Source organism: Billgrantia hypersalina, assembly GCF_052584175.1.
Map to the genome: position 1 here is coordinate 99,302 of NZ_JBMIQI010000004.1, position 20,413 is coordinate 119,714.

At 65.1% G+C, this 20,413-nt stretch carries 15 protein-coding genes; 2 read left to right on the plus strand and 13 right to left on the minus strand.

Translation table 11 applies throughout. The annotated features are described in order from the left end of the window. Window positions 1–35: 35 nt before the first annotated feature. From ACOJCM_RS02645 to ACOJCM_RS02670, 6 genes are all read right to left on the minus strand, one after another. Complete coding sequence (locus ACOJCM_RS02645) at window positions 36–1,157, minus strand: beta-ketoacyl-ACP synthase III (RefSeq protein ID WP_445210518.1); 1,122 nt, start codon at window positions 1,155–1,157, stop codon at window positions 36–38. An 85-nt stretch (window positions 1,158–1,242) separates the two neighbouring features. Then, window positions 1,243–5,277, minus strand: a complete 4,035-nt coding sequence (hrpA, locus tag ACOJCM_RS02650; protein ID WP_445210519.1) for an ATP-dependent RNA helicase HrpA — start codon at window positions 5,275–5,277, stop codon at window positions 1,243–1,245. A gap of 99 nt (window positions 5,278–5,376) precedes the next feature. Beyond that, window positions 5,377–7,044, minus strand: a complete 1,668-nt coding sequence (locus ACOJCM_RS02655; RefSeq protein WP_445210520.1) for an AMP-binding protein — start codon at window positions 7,042–7,044, stop codon at window positions 5,377–5,379. Window positions 7,045–7,259: 215 nt separating this feature from the next. Next, window positions 7,260–8,090: a class II glutamine amidotransferase gene (locus ACOJCM_RS02660; RefSeq protein ID WP_445210521.1), complete on the minus strand. Its 831-nt coding sequence runs from the start codon at window positions 8,088–8,090 to the stop codon at window positions 7,260–7,262. Then, entirely contained in the window at window positions 8,083–9,924 is a 1,842-nt protein-coding gene (locus ACOJCM_RS02665; RefSeq protein WP_445210522.1) for a vWA domain-containing protein, read from the minus strand. Before ACOJCM_RS02665 ends, ACOJCM_RS02660 begins: the two co-directional genes overlap by 8 nt. A 9-nt stretch (window positions 9,925–9,933) precedes the next feature. Next, complete coding sequence (locus ACOJCM_RS02670; protein ID WP_445210523.1) at window positions 9,934–10,419, minus strand: hypothetical protein; 486 nt, start codon at window positions 10,417–10,419, stop codon at window positions 9,934–9,936. A gap of 84 nt (window positions 10,420–10,503) precedes the next feature. Here ACOJCM_RS02670 and ACOJCM_RS02675 point away from each other — a divergent pair, with 84 nt between their 5' ends. After that, entirely contained in the window at window positions 10,504–12,591 is a 2,088-nt protein-coding gene (locus ACOJCM_RS02675) for a S9 family peptidase (RefSeq protein WP_445210628.1), read from the plus strand. Between the two features lie 76 nt (window positions 12,592–12,667). On the opposite strand, the gene ACOJCM_RS02680 is transcribed toward ACOJCM_RS02675, so the two are convergent. From ACOJCM_RS02680 to ACOJCM_RS02710, 7 genes are all read right to left on the minus strand, one after another. Beyond that, window positions 12,668–13,117, minus strand: a complete 450-nt coding sequence (locus ACOJCM_RS02680) for a YcgN family cysteine cluster protein (protein WP_445210524.1) — start codon at window positions 13,115–13,117, stop codon at window positions 12,668–12,670. Between the two features lie 2 nt (window positions 13,118–13,119). Further along, window positions 13,120–13,431 carry a YcgL domain-containing protein gene (locus ACOJCM_RS02685; protein WP_445210525.1) on the minus strand — a complete coding sequence of 104 codons (312 nt, stop codon included), beginning with the start codon at window positions 13,429–13,431 and terminating at the stop codon, window positions 13,120–13,122. Next, window positions 13,428–14,558 (minus strand): ribonuclease D, encoded by a 1,131-nt coding sequence (gene rnd / locus ACOJCM_RS02690; protein WP_445210526.1) that lies wholly within the window; start codon window positions 14,556–14,558, stop codon window positions 13,428–13,430. Before rnd ends, ACOJCM_RS02685 begins: the two co-directional genes overlap by 4 nt. 33 nt (window positions 14,559–14,591) lie before the next feature. Then, window positions 14,592–15,197, minus strand: coding sequence for a recombination mediator RecR (recR, locus tag ACOJCM_RS02695; protein WP_445210527.1), 606 nt, complete (start codon window positions 15,195–15,197; stop codon window positions 14,592–14,594). A 53-nt stretch (window positions 15,198–15,250) separates the two neighbouring features. Next, window positions 15,251–15,577 carry a YbaB/EbfC family nucleoid-associated protein gene (locus tag ACOJCM_RS02700; RefSeq protein WP_167118942.1) on the minus strand — a complete coding sequence of 109 codons (327 nt, stop codon included), beginning with the start codon at window positions 15,575–15,577 and terminating at the stop codon, window positions 15,251–15,253. A 38-nt stretch (window positions 15,578–15,615) separates the two neighbouring features. Further along, window positions 15,616–17,658, minus strand: coding sequence for a DNA polymerase III subunit gamma/tau (dnaX, locus tag ACOJCM_RS02705; protein WP_445210528.1), 2,043 nt, complete (start codon window positions 17,656–17,658; stop codon window positions 15,616–15,618). Window positions 17,659–17,968: 310 nt separating this feature from the next. Then, window positions 17,969–18,910: a LysR family transcriptional regulator gene (locus ACOJCM_RS02710; protein WP_445210529.1), complete on the minus strand. Its 942-nt coding sequence runs from the start codon at window positions 18,908–18,910 to the stop codon at window positions 17,969–17,971. A gap of 110 nt (window positions 18,911–19,020) precedes the next feature. Between ACOJCM_RS02710 and ACOJCM_RS02715 the strand changes: the two genes are divergently transcribed. After that, window positions 19,021–20,406 carry an aminotransferase family protein gene (locus tag ACOJCM_RS02715; RefSeq protein ID WP_445210530.1) on the plus strand — a complete coding sequence of 462 codons (1,386 nt, stop codon included), beginning with the start codon at window positions 19,021–19,023 and terminating at the stop codon, window positions 20,404–20,406. Window positions 20,407–20,413 lie beyond the last annotated feature (7 nt).

The following is a 20,413-nucleotide window of genomic DNA, read 5'->3' on the forward strand; positions in this document are numbered from 1 at the left end:
GCCAGGTCTCCTGAAGATTTTCCTAGAGCGACACGTCACAAGCGACGCACCACCACGCAGCCGGCACTGTAGCCGGCACCGAACGAGCAGACCACCCCGATATCGCCCGAGGCCAGGTCGGCATGATGTAAATGCAGGGCGATGATCGACCCCGCCGAACTGGTATTGGCATAGCGGTCGAGAATGATCGGTGCCTGCTCGGGCTCGGGCTCGTGACCCAGGACCCGCCGAGCGATCAGGTCGTTCATGTGACGATTGGCCTGGTGTAGCCACAGGCGAGTGAGGTCGCTGCCGGAGAGCCCCAGGCTGGCCAGGTGATCGTTGATCAGCGCCGCCACCATGGGACAGACTTCCTTGAAGACCCGCCGCCCTTCCTGCACGAACAGTTTGTCGCTGGCCAGGGGGTCGCTGTCGGTGACCCGATTGAGGAAACCGGCATTGTTGCGGATGGCATTGGAAAAGCGCGTGGCCAGGCGGGTGCCGAGGATTTCCAAGCGGGTCTCGGCAGTGGCAAGCTCGGCCTCCTCCAGCACGATGGCAGTGCAGGCATCCCCGAAGATGAAGTGGCTGTCGCGGTCACGGAAGTTAAGATGGGCCGAGCAGATCTCGGGACTGACCACCAGGGCACGCTTGACGTTGCCTCCGCGTATGGCGCCTGCTGCCAGGTCGATGGCGAAGGTCGCCGAGCTGCACGCCACATTCATGTCGAAGGCGTGGCCCGAGGTGCCCAGGGCAGCCTGGAGCTCCACCGCCACCGCCGGGTAGGCTCGCTCCAGGTTGGAACAAGCCACCACCACCATGTCGATCTCGCCGGGCGCGACGCCGGCAGTCGCGAGCGCCTGGCGCGCCGCGGCCATGCCCATCTCGCACTGGAGCGAGGGTTCGTCGTTGCCGCGCTGCGGCAGTCGCGGGCGCATGCGCTCGGGGTCGAGGATACCTTCGGCATCGAGCACGTAGCGACTATGAATACCGGACGCCTTGACGATGAATTCACTGCTGGAATAAGGCAACGGCTCGCGCTCGCCCGCTTCGATGGCGGCCGCGTGACGTGCGTTCTCGCTGTCCACCCATGCATTGAACGAGGCGACCAGGGCATCGTTATCGATGGCGTGCTCCGGCGTAAAAAGTCCCGTACCGGTAATCACGACGTCTGTCATCATCATCTCCCTCATGCGGCCGCCTGGCCGCTGGCTCGACATCGGCAAGCCGATGCCTCATGTCTCGTTTATCGGCACGCCAGGTTCAGCCTTGGCCGTGCCCTGTCAGCTCCGCCCAGCGCCGCTCGAGACGCTTGGCCGAAACCGGCATGCGGGTACCCAGCTGCTGGGCGAACAGCGACACTCGCAACTCCTCGATCCACCAGCCGAACTCGACCAGTTCGGGATCCTCGTGGCCGCCGCGGCGCTGGCTCTCGCGCCGTGCCGCCAGGCGCGCCTCGAAATCCTGGACCTGCTGCATGTACATCTGATCGCGCATGCGCTCGCGCGGGGCCTTCTCCAGCCGAATCAGGGCCGCCTCCATGTAGCGCGGATATTCCTCGAGCCAGTTGCCCGCTTCGCTGACGAAGCCGGGATGCACCAGCCTTTGCATCTGCGCCTTTAGATCACTGTATACCAGGGCCAGGGCCAGGTTCAGGTTGCCCTTGAGCGCCTTGGTCACGGCCAGGTGGCCCTCGAGCGCCGGCTTGAGCGTCGCCACCAGCGTTTCGGCAGTGGGCACCAGCTCGGCACGGGTCGCCTCGAGCCGCGCCTCGAGCTCGGCGGCCGAGCGCGGCAGCGGTGACGCGGCCACTGCACGAGCAAAGACGGCTTCAACCACATCGTCGATCAACTCGCGCTTGCTGCCCACCTTGGTGAACAACAGCGCGCAGGCCTCAAGCCCCCTGAGCCGCTGGATAGTGCGCACCTGGTCCGGCAGGCGGGCCATGGCCAGCCGTACCACGCCACGGCGATGGGCCTGTTCGGCCTTGCCGGGGTGGTCGAACAGCTCGACGCGAAAAGCCCCGCCCTCGGGTACCAGCGCCGGATAGGCCTCGACCCGGATGCCCGCCTGGGTAGTGACCCGAGATTCCGGCAATGGCATGTCCGGCAGGCCTTCGATGTCGGGCGCGTCGCTGACCTCGGCGGCCAGCGCTCGTGCGCCCTCGCTCGCGGCGGCCTCGAAACGCCGCTCGAGCTCGCGCACGTCGCGGCCTAGGCCCAGCGTCTTGCCCTCGTGATCGACCACACGCAGGTTCATCAACAGGTGCGGCTCGAGCTGGGCGGTACGCCAGTCGTCGGGATGCACCCGCACGCCAGTGCGTCGGCGCAGGAACTCGCCCAGGGCCTCGGTGAGCGGCACGTCGTCCGGCGTGAGCGTCTCGAGCGCTGCATCGACCCAGTCGGGGATCGGCACAACCTGGCGGCGAATCGCCTTGGGCAATGACTTGAGCAGGGCGATGCACTTCTCGCGCAATAGCCCCGGTACCAGCCACTCGAGCCGTGCCCGAGGTAGTTGCGGCAGCATCGCCGCGGGTACCGTCAGGGTCACGCCATCATCCGGCGCGCCGGGTTCGAAGCGGTACTCGAGCGGGTAGCGCACCCCACCGAGCATCAGCTCGTCGGGGTACTGCGTCTCGGTGACCTCCTTCGCCTCGCGTGCCAGCAGTGCGGCGCGGTCGAACTTGAGAATACCGGGTTCCTCGGCCTCGGCCTTCCTGCGCCACGCCTCGAAACCCTTGCCGTTGACGATGTCTTCGGGAATCCGCTCGTCGTAGAACGCGAACAGCGTCTCTTCATCGACCAGGATGTCACGCTTGCGAGCCCGATCCTCGAGGTCCTCGACCTCCTCCACCAAAGCGCGATTGTAGTCGAAGAACTCCCCCTTGGTGCGAAATTCGCCTTCCACCAGGGCCCGGCGAATGAACAGCTCACGCGCCTCGCGCAGCGCAATAGGACCGTAATGCACGCTGCGGCCGGTCACGATGGGTAGGCCGAAAAGCGTAACCTGCTCCTTGGCCACGACCTGGGCGCGCTTCATCTCCCAGTGGGGTTCGCTGTAGCTGCGCTTGACCAGATGTCCGGCCACGGGCTCGATCCACTGCGGTTCGATCTTCGCCACCGTGCGCGCGTAGAGTCGCGTGGTTTCCACGAGTTCGAAGGCCATCAGCCACTTGGGCGTTTTCTTCGCCAGTCCGGAGCCGGGATGGATGACGAACTTGCGGTTGCGCGCACCCAGGTATTCGCGGTTTTCGGTCAGCATGCCCAGGTGCGAAAGCAGTCCGGTGAGCAGTGCCTTGTGCAACTGCACGGCGTTCTGCCGGCGTGCCTGCTGCCGCGCCGGGTCCTCCTCTTTTCCTCCGGCCTGGGGTTCGGGAAGCGCCACGGGCGGCGGCACCTCGATCTCCATGTCGCGCAGCAACTGGCGCAGCTGACGGAAGGTATCGTGCCATTCGCGCAGTCGCAGGTAGTTGAGGTAGTGCTCCTTGCACCAGCGCCGCAGGCGGTTGCCCGAGAGCTCCTCGCGGGCTGCCTCGAAGCCCTGCCAGAGATTGAGCAGTGCCACGAAGTCGGAATCGGGGTCGTGCCAGCGGCGGTGGGCCTGATCGGCGGCCTCGCGTTTCTCCGCCGGTCGGTCGCGCGGGTCCTGCACGGCCAAGGCAGAAACCACGATCAGTACCTCGCGCAACCCGCCCTGCTCGGCACCGGCCAGCACCATACGGGCCAGGCGGGGGTCGATCGGCAGCCGAGCGAGCTTGCGCCCCAAAGGGGTCAGACGGTTGCCCTCGTCCACCGCCCCCAGTTCGTACAGCAGGCGAAAACCGTCCTTGATGAAGCGCGTGTCGGGCGGGTCGACGAAGGGGAAACGTTCGATGTCGCCGAGTCCCAGTGACAGCATCGACAGGATCACCGACGCCAGGTTGGTACGGCGGATCTCGGGGTCGGTGAACGCGGGACGGGAGAGAAAATCCTCTTCATCATACAGCCGGACGCACACGCCCTCGGCCACGCGTCCGCAGCGGCCCTTGCGCTGGTCGGCGCTGGCCTGGCTGACAAGCTCCACCGGCAGGCGCTGTATCTTGGCGCGATAACTGTAGCGGCTGATACGCACCAGGCCGGGGTCGATCACATAGCGGATACCCGGCACGGTGAGCGAGGTCTCGGCAACGTTGGTGGCCAGCACGATGCGTCGCCCGGCGTGGGCAGCGAACACGCGGTTCTGCTCGGCATTCGAGAGACGCGCATAGAGCGGCAGGATCTCGGTACCCTTGAGATCGGCACGCCGCAGGGTATCGGCGGTCTCGCGTATCTCGCGCTCGCCGGGCAGGAATATCAGAATGTCGCGCGGCCCATGAAACCAGCGCTTTTCACGCTCCACCTGCTCGATTTCCTCCACCGCGTGGAGAATGCCCTCCTGCAACGTGCGGTCTTCTTCGTCATCGGCCTCCCGCACCAGCGGACGGTAGCGCACCTCCACCGGATAGGTGCGTCCCGAGACCTCGACGACCGGGGCGGGCACCGGCTCGCCATCGGCGCCGGGCAAGGCGAAGTGCTCGGCGAAGCGTGCCACGTCGATCGTGGCCGAGGTGATGATCACCTTCAGGTCGGGCCGTCGGGGTAACAGGCGCTTGAGGTAGCCGAGCAGGAAATCGATGTTGAGGCTGCGCTCGTGGGCTTCGTCGATGATGATCGTCTCGTAGCGACGCAGCTCGGGATCGTGGCGGGTCTCGGCCAGCAGGATCCCGTCGGTCATCAGCTTGACCAACGTATCGTCGCCGGTCTGATCGGTGAAGCGCACCTGATAGCCCACCTGCTCGCCCAGCGGCACTTCGAGTTCCTCGGCCAGGCGCGCAGCCACCGAGCGCGCCGCCAGGCGCCGTGGCTGGGTATGGCCGACCAGGCCACGGCGACCCAGACCGAGCTCGAGACACAACTTGGGCAGCTGCGTGGTCTTGCCCGAGCCGGTCTCGCCGGCCACTACCACCACCTGGTGGTCGCGCAAGGCGGCGAGAATGTCATCGCGGCGTTCGACTACCGGCAGCTCCGGCGGGTAGTTGAAGGCTACCCGTTGCGCCGTCCGCCTTGCCGCAAGCGCCGCCGAACGCTCGACGCTGCGTGCCACCTCGGCCAAACCGCGGTCTGCCGGCTTGCCTTCCCGCAGGCGACGCTTCAAGCCGTTCAGCCTGCGCGCCAGTGCCTCGCGGTCACGTAGCATGACCCCCTCCAGGGCACCCTCCAGGCGCTCCAGCTCTGCCCTGTCCTGGGCATTGGGGGAACCAGTTCGGGTTGCGGTACTCACGGCTATCCTCTCGCCAAGAAAGACTGCCCGCTCCGGCGTTCCGGAGCGGGCAGGTCATTGTAACGCCGCGGGTCGAGGGTCGGCCAATTTCCCGCGGTACTACTTTTCGTTCTGTTCGTCGCGCAGCTGGCGCCGCAGTACCTTGCCGACATTGGTCTTCGGCAGCTCGTCGCGGAACTCGACGTACCGGGGTACCTTGTAGGCCGCCAGCTGCGTCTTGCACCATTCACGCAGGCTCTTCTCGTCCAGGCTCTCGTCCCGCTTGACCGCGAACAGCTTGACCGCTTCGCCGCTGTTCTCGTCGGGCACCCCCACCGCTGCCGACTCGACCACGCCCGGGTGCGTCGCGACCACGTCCTCGATCTCGTTGGGATAGACGTTGAACCCCGAGACCAGGATCATGTCCTTCTTGCGATCGACGATCTTGATATAGCCGTCTTCCTGCAGCACGGCGATGTCGCCGGTGCGGAACCAGCCATCCCCGGTCAGCACCTTGGCGGTCTCGTCGTCCAGGTTCCAGTAGCCCTTCATCACCTGTGGCCCCTTGACGCAGAGCTCACCCGGTTCGCCCAGCGGCAGGGCATTGTCCTCGTGATCCACGACCTTGACCGTGGTGCCCGCCACCGGCTTGCCGATAGTGCCGAGCTGGATGCCGTCGACGGGGTTGAAGCTCACCACCGGCGAGGTTTCGGTGAGCCCGTAGCCTTCGGCGATGGAGCATCCGGTTACCTCTTTCCAGCGGTTTGCCGCCGCCTTGGTCAGCGCCATGCCGCCGGAAATGGTCAAGTGCAGGCGCGAGAAGTCGAGCTTGCGAAAATCTTCCCGGTTGCACAGCGCATTGAACAATGTGTTGAGCCCGATGAAGGCGGTGAACTTGAGCTTCTGCAATTCCTTGACGAAATTGTCCAGGTCGCGCGGATTGGTGATCAGGATCGAATGATTGCCGGTCTTCATCAGGAACAGGCAATTCACGGTGAAGGTATAGATGTGATAGACCGGAAGCGGCGCGATGATCACTTCCTTGCCCTCTTCGAGACCCGGCCCGATGGCCGCATCTGCCTGGAGCATGTTGGCCACCAGGTTGCAGTGCGTGAGCATGGTCCCTTTGGGCATGCCGGTAGTCCCGCCGGTGTACTGCAGCGCCGCGATATCGTCCAGCTCGCGCTCGACGGCGCGATGCTGGCGAGAGGCCCCGTCCTTCAACGCCTGGCGGAACGGCACCGCCATCGGCAGCGAGTAGGCCGGCACCATCTTCTTGACGTGCTTGACCACGGCATTGATCAGAAAGCGCTTGGGGAAGCCGTGCATGTCGCCGAGTTCGGTGACCAGCACGTGCTCGATATCGGTGCGATCGAGGACTTTCTCGAGCTTGCTCGCCATGTTGGCGAGTATGAGAATCGCCTTTGCGCCCGAATCCTTGAACTGGTGAGCCATCTCTCGCTCGGTATAGAGCGGATTGGTATTGACCACCACCAGCCCGGCACGCAGGGCACCGAACACCGCTACGGGAAACTGCAGCACATTGGGTAGCTGTATGGCGATGCGATCGCCTGGTTGCAGCCCGGTTTCGTTCTGCAGCCAGGCCGCAAAATCTCTCGAAAGGCGATCGAGTTCGCTGAAGGTGAGGGTCTGTCCCATGCAGGAGAACGCCGGATTATCGGCAAAGCGTGTGACCGCTTCGTGGAAGACGTCCATCAGCGAACGGTACTTCTCCATGCCTTGCAGCTCGGGACCGTTGAGAATACCGGCGTTGGCTTGCTCACTCATTGGCGCTATCTCCACAGCATCGTCGACTCGGTCGCTCACCTCGAGCTCGACAGTTCTTGTTCTGGCTAAACCCTAACGATATACCACGCATCGCATAGCTGTAAAACGAACGATTCAAACGATTGTTCATGCCGCACCAAGCCAGCGGAAGTTGACATCTCTGGGTACAAAGCTGGGCAAAAACAGTAAGAAAGGCAAGTTGACCAACAGGTACCTCAGACTCGGGAGAGAGAGGATGCCTCAACCAGCCGGGCCACGATGCGGCCCTGCCGCCACACCAGAAGTTCACCCGGTATCATGCGAACCCACGCCTCGTTGCTGGTCAACGGCTCGGTGGCGATCACCGAGACGATATCGTGACAGGTGGTGTGCTCGGCGAAATTGACCGTGAGTTCGGCGTCGGAAAGTTCTGCGCTGCCGAACGGCGCTCGGCGCGTAATATGCGCCAGTTTGGTCGAGCAGTACGTGTAGAGAAATTCGCCATCGGCCAGCAGCATGTTGAATACGCCCTTGGCTCTCAGCGTTTCGCACAGGCGATGGAGTCGCTCCCAAAGCGCCTGGTGCCGCTCGCCCAGTACGGCATCGCATGCCGCGAGCTCGGGCGCCTCGGGGAAGTCCTCGCGCAGGTTGGCGAGCAGCCAGCAGAAGGCATGTTCGCTGTCGGTATCGCCCACCGGGCGGTAGAAGCTGAGCGGCAGGGTCTGCCAGTCCTGGAGCTGACCATTATGGGCGTAGCACCAGGTTCTGCCCCACATTTCGCGGGTAAAGGGGTGGGTATTGGCCAGACGCACCTGGCCGACGTTGGCCTGACGAATATGGCTGATGACGATATGCGACTTGATGGGATAGTCGGTAATCAGCCGTGCGATGGGCGAGCGCACCGAAGGGTGAGGGTCGCGAAAGTCGCGGTAGCCTCCGGCTTCGTAGAAGGCGATACCCCAACCGTCACGGTGCGGCCCGGTGCCCCCACCGCGGTGTAGAAAGCCGGTGAAGCTGAAGCAGATATCGGTAGGCACGTTGGCGCTCATGCCCAGGAGCTCACACATGCGGCTCCTCCCGCGGCCGGGCGCGACGCTGCCTCAATGACTTACGCCACCCTATCAGCAGCACCAACAGTAGCCCAGCGGCCAGCAACCAGGCCTTTCTCGGATCCTGCATGGCGGCTTCGAGAGGGTTGACCAGCAGGGGGTGCCACTCCCGCCAGCGCTCCTGCGCCACCGCAGGCAGTTCCTGGATTTGCTGAATGATCCGCTCGACCGGCTCCGGCAACGGTGTCCGCGAGGCCCCGCGAGACTCGCGCACCGGCGCCAGCTCCTCGTGAAAGCGGGTCACTTCGAGCGCCGGGCTGGCATCCACCCGATCGATTGCCGTATCCACCGAAGGGAACAGCATCAGGCGCGGCAGATGCAACTCATGCGTCTCGCCCTCCAGGGTCACCTCACCGCGCAGTATGAGTGGCACGCTGAGGGCCATATCCAACTCGGGCAGGGGGATGCTCCAGCGTCGCTCGGCCACCGGCTCGGCAGCGAGATGGACCCCTTGCAGCTGGCCGTAGAGGCGCGTGTTGTCGCGATCGAGCGCGGGATGCTCGGCTTCAAGAAGAACGCGCTGATTGGTCTCGTCATGGCGTGCCGAGACCGCAGGCAAGGTGTTCACCGGCTGGACGCGCTGTCGGCGAAAGCCCTGCCCTTCTGCACGCACCACAAACTGAGCCGTGCCGGTCAGGGCCGGGGCCGGCAGCATACCGACGAAGCGCTCCTCCTGCTGTCTCAGCCCCACGGCCGACTGCACCGACCCCGCTGCGTCATGCAGTTCGGCGTTCAGCCTCAGGTGAGCAGGCAGCTCGTCGGCGGCAACCACCTCTCCATCTCTCGCCAGCCAGGCCTCCACCGGCATTTCGAAGCCCAGATAGAGAGTGGCCGGCAATTCGGTCATCTGCAGACTCAGAGGCGACTCGACGGTGATGCGGCTATCCTGACTCGGTGCGCCTTCCAGTCGCCACTGCCCTGGCTGTGGATTGGGCACATGGACGAGGTCGTAGCGCGACTCGCTGCGCCACTCTGCCCCCTCCGGGGGTGAATCGGCGGAGTAGCGTGTGCCATCCGGTGCCACCAGCGTCACGGGCTCTTCGCCACGGAACAGCAACGCAGTAAAGCCACGCAGACCGGGCTCGATGAGAAAGCGTTGGTCGGTGACCGGCACTCGGTCACTGGGAAAGATACGGTCGACGATATCGGTGAAGGCGCCCAGCAGAGCGCCGGGGTCAACCACCGCTGCCGAGAGCCCGCCCGTCATCTGCGCCAGGCGCTCGATCAGCTCGAGGTCGGCTTCTTGCGAAAAAGCAATGGCATGCACCACCACGCCGTCCTCGACCAGCCGCGGACCGTGGTCGTCGAGCAGTGCGGCCCGCGACGCCTGGTCGACGGCCGGCTTGCGGCCGCGCCAGTCGGGCAGGTCGATCATGCCATCCGTGAGCAGAACCAGATGGCGCTGACCTTCGCCTGGCTCCCCCGCAGCCGCCTCGAGAATCGCGGATTCGATATCCGTGTACTGCTGGTAGTCGACCAGCAGCGGCGCCAAGGCTCTGGCGCGACCACGCCATTCCGGATTGACCGGCGACGGCGGCAGCGGATTGGCCGCCCGCTCGCCGAAGGTCCAGACGCCGGCCCTGGCCCCGCTTGGCACCAGCGCCACCAGGAGGTCCAGTGCCTCGGCGGCAAGCTGATCGGGATCGTTGCGACGCATGCTGCCCGAGACGTCAATGATGACCCGGATCTCCGGATGCTCCTCGACCGGCGCGGCACTGAGATGGCTCGACATGACCAGGCATCCGGCCCATACCAACAGCCAGCGCCACACCTTGTTGCACTCCCTCCCCATCGGGGCTCCCTAGCCGACTCTCGGCTCCCGGCGCTTGCGCGGCGCATGCGGTTGCCCGCCGCCGTGGCCCTCGCGCCTTCTGTTATTGTCCTGCTTCCTGCCCTTTCGCTCGTCCCGGTTCCTTTCCTTCGCCTCTTGTTCCGGCGCACCACCGGCCCGCAGCAGCCATACCTGGAGGATGCCGAGGGCCATGCCCAGCAGGGCCCCGGCAGCGACCAGCAGACCGGACGACATCAGCACCGAGGCGTTGCGCTCGAGCACGGCGATGGCTGCCACCACCACAGCCGGCGCCATGCCGGTATAGAATTCCCCTTCCTCGACCAGCGGCAACCGAAAACGGGTCGGCATCCAGAGAATGCCCGCCACCGCCCAGGTAATCGGCAGTCGCAGCAGCCGTGGCAGAAAGGCCAATCCCAGATAGCCGGACACCAGGACGATCAGCGACAAACCCAGATAGGTCAGCCATAGTAGGGACATCGAATCGGATGTCAGCATCGATACCTCATTCTTGCGCTACGCCCGTTCCTTGACGGATCGTACAGGATGGAAAGTCACCTTGAGTATGGTACACCCGACCCAATGAAAGCACAGCCGCCTCATCGTTTGCCCCCCTCCACGATCAACGCCGAGTTCCACCTCTCCCCGGTCGATCGATTTCGACGTGACAACGATCCCGAATGGCATTGGCTGGAGGATCGCGACGATCCGCAGGTCTCGGCTTTCCTCAAGGCGGCCAACGCAGAGTACCAGCGCTGGATGGCGCCACTCGAGGGCCTGGTGGAACGGCTGTACCACGGCCACCTCGCGCGCCGCGAACTGGCTGTTCACGGCCTGCGTACCGCGCTGGACCATTACACCTACTGGAGCGAGACGACAGCCGACGCCGATTATCCGGTCTGGTGGCGGCACCGTAACGGCCATGCGGACGAGGCAACGCCTTTCCTCGATCTCGAGGCACGCGCCGCGGCACAGCACTATCTGGAGCTTGGCGACATGGCGTTGTCTCCGGATGAACGCTGGCTGGCCTGGACCGAAGATACCAGTGGCGACGAACGCTTCTCGCTCTATCTCAAGGCGTTGCCGGACGGCGAGCCGCACCTGCTGCTGGAAGAGATCGGCCCCGAACTGACCTGGGCCGAGGATAACGCCACTCTTCTCTTTACTCGGTACGACGCCACACAGCGCCCGGACAGTATCTGGCGCCTGCCCCTCGACGAGGGACAGGCCGGCGAGCCAACGATGATACTGCGCGAGGACGACCCCGAGTTCTGGCTCGGCCTCGGCAAGACCCGCTCCCGCCAGTGGCTGGTACTCGAGAGCGCCTCCAAGGACACCAGCGAGTGCCATCTGCTCCCGGCCCTGGCACCGGAGCAGCCGCCCCGCTGCTTCCGCCAGCGCGAGAAGGGCGTGGAGTACGGAGTGGAACATCGCCCCGGACACTTCTACTTGCTGCACAACCGCAACGCACCGCACTTTCGTCTGGACAGGGTCGATGAACATGACCTTGAAGGCGAGTGGCAGCCGTTGGTCCACCACCGCGACGATACCACGCTCGAAGGGGTCGAGGCGTTCGAGTGGGGCCTGGCCATCACGGAGCGTGACCATGACGAGGCCCAGGTTCGCATCCGTATCGTCGAACTCGACGCAGGGCATGACATCGGGCGCGACGAGCGGTTGCCACTGCCGGAATCGCCCTGCAGCGTAATGCTCGGTGACGTGCCGCATTTCGACAGCCGGTGTCTGCGTCTGCGCGAAGAGTCGTTTGTCATGCCGGTACGCTGGTTCGAGCACGACCTCGACAGCGATAAGCGCGTCTTGCTCAAGGCCCAGCCGATCTATGGCGATCTGCAGCCGCAGGAGCTTCGCTGCGAGCGCCTTTGGGCTCGCGCCCATGATGGCGAACGGATACCGGTGTCTGTGGTGATGCGCGCCGACCTCGCGGGCACGCCGCTCCCCACCCTGCTCTATGGCTACGGCGCCTACGGCGAGGTGCTCGACCCCTGGTTCTCGGTCGCCCGGCTCGAACTGCTCGCACGGGGCGTTGCCTTTGCCGTCGCCCATGTCCGAGGCGGCGGCGACCGGGGCGAACCCTGGTATCTGGCCGGCAAGCTGGAACACAAGGAGAACAGCTTTCGCGACTTTCTTGCCGCACGCAATGCGCTCGTTGAGCAGCGTTTCAGCGATGGCGAGCGCATCGCCGCCTATGGAGCCAGTGCGGGGGGGCTCCTGGTGGGGGCAAGCCTCAACCTAGCGCCCGAGGCCTTCTGCGCCGCCGTTCTCGACGTACCCTTCGTCGATGTCCTGCGCACCATGGAGAACCCCGACCTGCCGCTGACTACCGCCGAATATACCGAATGGGGAAACCCCGACGAGCCGGACGCGCGCAAGCGCATTCGCGCCTACTCGCCGCTGGACAACCTCTCGCCCCAGCCCTACCCCACCCTGTTCCTGCAGGGCAGCTGGCACGATTCACGGGTCCCCTACTGGGAGCCGGCCAAGCTCTACGCCCGGTTGACCGAAATGGGGACGGCCCGGGGCCCGATACTGCTACGCACCGACATGGCGGCAGGCCACGGCGGGGCGTCGGGCCGCTTCAAGGCATGGCATGACAACGCACGACAGGATGCCTTCATTCTCTGGGCGCTGGGCCTCGCCGACGAGGCCTGAGGGCCAGGGCGGGAAGACCCGGCCTGAGCCGGGTCTCAAGTCTTCGGTTACGTGTGCAGGCGCGCTCACGCCGGACTCAGCCATCGATCGGAAGGATGGCGATGATGTGATCTTGCAGCTCCTCCTCGGGCACGTCCCGTTGGGAAATGGCGAAACTGCGCACGCTGATTCCCTTGCGATGGACTCGCGCCGCGTCGCCGGAAATCAACGGATGCCAGCCGGCCAGCCGTCGCCCCTCCGCAACGCGCCGATAGGCGCAGGACTTCGGCAGCCAGCGGAATTCATCGACGCGCTGCGGTGTGAGCCGAGCACAATCCGGCACCCGGGCCTGCCGATTGGGATAATCGCTGCACTGGCAGCTCTCGATATCCAGCAGCTCGCAGGCCACGCCGAGTACCGCCAGATCGCCGCTGTCTTCGTCCTGGAACTTGAGCAGGCAGCACTGGCCGCAACCGTCGCACAGCGCCTCCCACTCCTCGGCCGTGAGCTCCTCGAGATCGAAGCGCTCCCAGAACCGCTCACGCATGATCAGTAGCGCGCCTCAGTGGGTGTTCGATACAGATCGAGCAGGTACTCATCCTTGGCCGGCGGCATCTGCAAGTAGAAGCCCTTGTCACGAATCGCCGCCATGACATCGCTCGCCTTGGCGCGCGCCAGGGGCTTTTCCGGCGTCAGGACCAGGGTCATGATCGGTGCCGGCTTGCCGAAGCGCTCGAGCAGCGCGGCAGGTACGTCGGCGAGACCCTGTCGCTTGTCGACATACAGGTACATCTCGTCCTTGCGCGGACTTCTGTAGATCTCGCAAAGCAGCTTGTCGCCTTGCATGCGATTATCGGTCATTCGACATTCACCTCATCCAACGCTTGTTGCAGGGGGGCCGCGAGCCGTTCGCCACGCCAGCCACCGGGTAGAGGCAGCGGCTCAGCGGCCAGGTCGGCCGTTATCAGGGCTTCGAGATCACGCCGGCGCATCAACACTTCCGGGGCCAGTCCCAGCGTCTCGGCACGCTCGTGCACTACCCGCTTGAGTGCCTTCATGCGGCGCTTGTAGTCCGCCTGCAGTGGCGATGGCAGTGCCGGGGGCAATGCGGCTTCCTCGCACTGGCGAGCCTGCCTGACCAGCGCCAGCAGCGTGTCGCCGTCGCGCTTGATCAGGCTTGGCTTGATATCCTCGACCTCAGCGAGCTGGTAGCGGTTCTCGGGCATGCGTTCGGCGATGCCGTAGAGAACCCGGTCGTTGACCAGCCAGCCCCGCGGCAGGTTGCGACGCCGGGCCTCGCCCTCTCGCCAGGTCGTCAAGAGTCGATAGGCCTCGGTCTGGCGAGGCGCCAGCCGCCAGAGCTGCCGATGACGGCGGTACCACTGGCCATCCGCCTCGTCGCTGCGCAGGGCCTGGGCCATGAGTTCCCGGCAGTCCTCTTCGAGCCATTCGCGTCGCCCCAGCCGCTCAAGGGCTTCATGCTGGTGCTCCCAGACCTTGAGCAGAAAGACTACGTCGAGCGCCGCATATAGCTGCTGGGAGTCGCTCAGCGGACGCTGCAACCAGTCAGAGCGTGTCTCGTCCTTGGGCAGCGTCTCACCGGTCCAGTGCTGGACCAGGCGCTGGTACCCCATCGCCGGGTCCTCACCCAGCAGGCCCTGGGCGAGCTGGGTATCGACCAGCGGGGCCACCGATACGTCGGCCCAGTGCGCCAGCACTTCGAGGTCCTCGCTGCTGGCATGCAGGAGTTTCAACGGCCCCTTGCCCAATAGTTGGCGAAAGGCCTCGGTACAGTCGACCACCAGGGGATCGACCAACCAGGCAGGCCCGCCGGCGGAGAACTGGATCAAGGCCGGTACCGGGTGAAAGGTCTTCTCGCGAAAGAACTCGGTATCCAGCGCGAGCACCTCGGCTTGGGCCACTTCCGCGCAGGCGGCATCCAGCGCCTCGGGCGTATCGATCCATCGAATCTCTGGGGTCAGGGTCATGCGGTCATCCGGTAAAGAGTCAGGCGGCGGCGTTCATTCGCCACGAAATGGCAGGCGGCCATTGAAGGCACGGCTGAGGGTACCACCGTCGACGTACTCGAGCTCACCGCCCATGGGCACGCCATAGGCCAGCCGCGAGAGCGTGACGCCATGAGGCGAGAGCTGGGTCGCTATGTAGTGCGCCGTGGCCTCACCTTCCACCGTCGGGTTGGTGGCCAGGATCACCTCGCCGACCCCGCCCTCGGCGATGCGCGCCTCGAGCTGGTCGAGGCCGATGTCCTCGGGACCGATGCCATCCAGGGGCGAGAGATGGCCGTGGAGCACGAAGTAGCGGCCACGAAAGCCTCCGGCCTCTTCGATGGCCAACTGGTCGGCGGGCGATTCTACCACGCATAGCACGGCATCATCGCGCCGGTTGCTGGTGCAAAGCGTGCACACCTCTTCCTCCGTGAGGGTCCGGCAGCGACGACAGTAACCGACCTGCTCCAGGGCCTGGTCGAGCACGCCGGCAAGACGACGCCCGCCATCGCGGTCGCGCTCGAGCAGGTGCATTGCCATGCGCTGCGCCGTCTTGGGACCTACCCCAGGCAGCACGCGCAGCGACTCCATCAGCCTCTCGACGAGGGGGGAAAAGCTCATAAATAGTCTCTGGCTGACTCACTGAAACTCGAGCGCCGCCGGTGGCAGTCGCGTCAGAAAGGCATCTTGAAGCCGGGGGGGAGGTTCAGCCCCGCCGTAGCTTCTTCCATCTTCTCCCGCGAGCTGGCCTCCACCTTGCGCACGGCATCGTTGACCGCGGCGGCCAGCAAGTCCTCTAGCAGTTCCTTGTCCTCCTCCATGACGCTGGGGTCGATGTCGACCTTGCTCACGTCGTGACGACCGTTCATGGTGACCTTGACCATGCCGGCCCCGGCTTCACCGGTGACCTCGGCCTTGGCGACCTCTTCCTGCACGCGCTGCATTTTCTGCTGCATCTCCTGGGCCTGCTTCATCAGGTTGCCCATTCCACCTTTCATCATGGTCGTTCCTCTCGCTTGGCAAATGTGAGCGTAGCGGGTCAGGCCCGGGGTGCCGACTCCGCCGGCTTGACGGTCGATTCGATCAGGCGCGCCCCGAAAGTATCCTGCAGTTGCCTGACGTGCGGGTCGCGCTGAAGGGCCGCCACGGCCGCGGCGTGGCGCTCCGCGGCGATTCGGTCGGCGCGCTGCCGGGGCGTTTCCACGTCGGTCGGCAGCGGCCCAGGCTGTATCGTCAATTGTCGCGTAATGCCGATGCCGGACAGCGCATCCTGCACGCGACGCACATGGATCTCGGCGTTCATGGCTTCCTGCGAAGGATCCAGGCGCAGCGTCAGACGCGAGCCGTCATCGTCTTCGACCACGCAGTGGGCCGCGAGGTTGCGTGTCAGCCCGCCCAGGCCCAGGGAATCGAAGCACTCCAGCCAACGAGCATGGCCGAGCCGCTCGTCCTGTACGACAGGCTCCGTCGTGTTCTGCGATGCACGAGTGCTGGCGGGTGGCACCTCGACGGCCGGCTCCGGAGCCTCGAGCACGGCGATATCGTCCTCTGCCGCGTCCGGCGACATCGCCAGCCTGGTAGCGGGTCGTTGCTCCGGCTCGCCGGCTCCCGATAAAGGCGCTTCGGTCCGCGAGGCAGCAGGCGCGCCCGGTTCGGGTTCCGGGGCAGGCTCGGGTTCGGAGGGCGTAGTCGGCGGCTCGGGGGGCTCTCCCAGCGGCGGCGCCGCCTGCCCCATTGGCTCCGGTTCCTCCCAAGGCGGGGGCGGCTCGGGCCCTGACTGCGTGGCACCATCAGGCTCCGGCAGGCTCGGGGCGGGAGCCGGTGCCGCCGGAGTCTCGGGCTGCGGCGGCACGGCTGGCGAGCTGTCGGGACGCCGAGCTGCCGGCGTCGCCCCGTCCACGCCGTCGGCAGTCGCCGCGTCAGGACCGTCACTGCCAGTCCCGCGCAGCGGCAGCGGCGTCTTCGCCGGCTGAGGCACACCCTGGGGGCGAAAGGCCAGCATACGCAGCAGGGTCATCTCCAATGCCGTGCGCAGGTCGGGGGCGTGGGTCATGTCGCCACGACCCTGGATGCCAATCTGGTAGTAGAGTTGAATATCCTCGGCTGTGAAGCGCGAGGCCAGGACCAATACCGTCTCTCTGTCGCCATGGCCGTTGTCCACGGCATCCGGCACCATCTGGGCCACTGCCAGGCGATGCAGCACCGCCGTGATATCGTCGAGCACGGCGGCGAAATCGGGCCCCTGCTCGGCCAGCTGCGCGACTTCTGATAGCAACCGCGGCGCATCGACGTCGGCCAGCGCCTCGACCAGCGCCAGCACATGGCGGTGATCCAGGGTACCCAGCATGGCAGCGACATCGGCATGGTGAATCCGGCCTTGGCCGAATGCGATGGCCTGGTCGGTCAGGCTCATGGCATCGCGCATGGAGCCATCGGCGGCCCGGCCCAGCAGCCACAGGGCACTCTCCTCGAAACCGACCCCCTCGACCTCGAGCACCTTGGCCAGGTGCGTGACGATGCGCTCCGGCGGCATGTTCTTCAGGGTAAATTGAAGGCACCGCGACAGTACCGTGGCCGGCAACTTCTGCGGATCGGTGGTGGCGAGCAGGAACTTGACGTGAGGCGGCGGCTCCTCGAGCGTCTTGAGCAGCGCGTTGAAGCTGCTGGTAGAGAGCATGTGCACCTCGTCGATCAGGTACACCTTGTAGCGCCCCTGGGTGGGGGCATACTGCACGTTGTCGAGTAGCTCTCGGGTATCTTCCACCTTGGTGCGTGAAGCGGCGTCGACTTCGATCAGGTCGACGAAGCGGCCCTCGTCGATGGCACGGCAGCTGTCGCACTCACCGCAAGGCAGGGAGGTGACGCCGTCGTCGCCATGACCCTTGGCGGTACAGTTGAGGCATTTGGCCAGTATTCTCGCCAGCGTGGTCTTGCCGACCCCGCGCGTGCCGGTAAACAGGTAGGCATGGTGCAGGCGGCCCTGGTCGAGTGCATTGACCAGCGCCCGCTGGACGTGCTCCTGGCCGACCAGTTCATGAAACGTACGCGGGCGCCATTTGCGGGCCAGAACCTGATAGCTCATTGCAGCACGAATTCCTTGCAGCGGGGCTGGCGGGCAGCCGGTCGGAGCAGGGCCTGCTTCGCCCCGGCGAGAAGTCCGGTGACGAGCCGAACGCGAAAACTCCATTCTACCGGCTGACAGCGGAGGCGCAAAGCGCGCACCTTTGCGACCGCCAAGTGTCGCTTGCCTGGCGCTTCGAACCGTGCCGATGGCCAGGCCGAGGCGACGATGCTCAATGAGTCGCGACGAAAACGATTGCGCGAAGGTGGCATGAAAGCCAGCCCGTCGGTACTCCGCGATGCCCAGCGAATACGTTGCATGAAAGCCGGCCCTAGCATTGGCCGGGCGCTTCGACGACCGCTATGGCGGGGTAATCTGCCAGCAGTGCCCTGCCCCGCTCGCGCAGGAACTCAAGCACCTTGGCTTGCTTCCAGTTGTCGCGATAAACCAGGCCGAAGCTGAACTCCATGACTGGCGAGAAGCGCCGCAGTTCCACCCCATCTTGCGGGGCGAGCTGGTCCTGGGCGGTGATCGGGTTCATGACCGTGATGCCCACGTGACTGGCTACCAGAGCGGTGATAGTGCCGATGTTGGCCTCTGTCTTGCCGGCGATCTGCACCCGATGCTGGCTGGTCAACTCCAGCAGCGGGTTGGTGCTGATACTCGGCTGGTTGCTGATCACCAGATGCTGGCCGCTGAGGTCCTGCACCTCGACGTGGTCCTGTGCGGCCAGCGCATGCTCATGCGGTACCAGGCACACCGCTTCGGTAGTGAACCAGGGCTCCACCCGGAGCACCCGTGAAGTGATGGGCAGAGTGACGAAACCGATATCGGCATGACCCGACTCCACGGCAAGCTGCACCTCGTGACTCGACATCATGTCGAGGCTGACACTGAACTGTCGGTTCTCCTCCAGCAACGCCGCCACCAATCGCGGGATGAAACCGAACGATAGCCCCGGCACCGCGGCGATGCGCAGCCGTGATGTCCCGAACTCCTTGAGCGCTAGCACGCTGTGGCGCAGTTCCTCGAGGTTACCCATCAAGCGCAGGATTTCTTCATAAAGTTCGCGCGCCTCGGGTGTCGCTACCAGGCGGTTTTTCTCGCGCAGGAACAGCTGGATTCCCAGGTTCTCCTCGAGCTGCGCCAGCGAACGACTCACCCCCGACTGAGTGATGCCCAGCGTGCGCGCCGCCTGCGACGCGGTGCCTGCCTCGAACAGCGTCTTGAAAATTGCCAACGCCTTTAACGAATGGATGTTCACATCACCCATGATAAAAACTCATAGTATTCGGAAAAAAGATCATATATTGAAATACCCAGTGATCGCTACTTAGACTGCTTGCAAGCGTATACAAAGACATAACGATAACGAGCGTTCACATGGAACCATCACCGCTTTTTTATCAGGCTGGCCCAGCGCTGCCCGAGATCAGCCACGCCAAAGGCGCCTATATGTGGGACACGACCGGCGCCGAGTACCTCGACGGCTGCTCGGGCGCCATCGCCTGCAACCTAGGGCACGGGCGCGACGACATTCGCGACGCCATGCTCGCCCAGCTAGAACGGGTTGCCTTCACCTACCGCACTCAGTTCGAGAATGGCCCCGCGGTGGCCCTGGCCGAGACGCTGGTCGCCCTGACCCATCAACAACTGGAGAAGGTGTTCTTCGTTTCCAGCGGCTCGGAAGCCGTGGAGTCCGCGCTCAAGCTGGCACGGCAGTACTTCGTAGCCCTGGGTGAGCCACAGCGACGTCGCTTCATCTCGCTGCGCCCTTCCTACCACGGCAGCACGCTGGGCGCACTGGGCGTGACCGGCTACGAGCCGCTCGAAGCTCCCTTCGCCGACATTGCCCATAGCTCGCTCAAGGTCGCCGGGCCCGACTTCTACCGGCACCGCGACGCCGACGATGTCCGCCACGTGGAGCGCGTGCTGAGCGACACACGTGCCGTCTTCGAGGCCGCCGACCCCGAGACGATCATCGCCTTCGTGCTCGAGCCGGTGGGTGGCGCCAGCACCGGCGCACGCATGCTCGACCGACGCTATCTGGAAGGCGTACGCGGCCTGTGTGATGAATTCGGCTGCCTGCTCATCCTCGACGAGGTCTTGACCGGTATCGGCCGCACCGGGGCCTGGTTTGCCTATCAGCACTACGGCGTGGCGCCCGATCTGCTCGCCACCGCCAAGGGGCTCGGTGCCGGCTACTACCCGGTGGGGGCGCTGCTCGCTCGTGCCGATATCGTCGAAACGGTGATGGCGTCGGGCGGCTTTCAGCACGGCCATACCTACGCCGGCAATCCGCTGGCCTGTGCCACGGGGCTCGCCGTGATCGAGGCCATGCAGCGCGAGCGCGTGCTCGACAACGTGGCCGCGCGTGGCCGCGAGTTGAAAGAGGGCCTGCTATCGCTCAAGAAGCGCTTCTCCTGGGTCGGCGACGTACGCGGCCTGGGGCTGCTATGGGGGGTGGAACTGGTCGCCGACGCTGTGACCAAGACACCCTTTCCCGCGGGGCAGAACTGCTTCGCCCTGATTACCGCCCTGGCCAAGGACGAGGGGTTGCTGATCTACCCGCGGCGCACCCTCAACGGCCAGGCCGGCGATCATTTCCTGGTCACTCCGCCCCTCACCATCAATGCCGCCGATACCGCGGAACTGCTGAGCCGTCTCGAACGCGCCATGTGCCGCTTCGACGCCGAGCTCGGCCGGCAGCCGGTGTACAGGGAAGCCCTGGGCAACGCCCCTGGCCGCTGCTTCCGACCCACGACCTAAGGAAGTT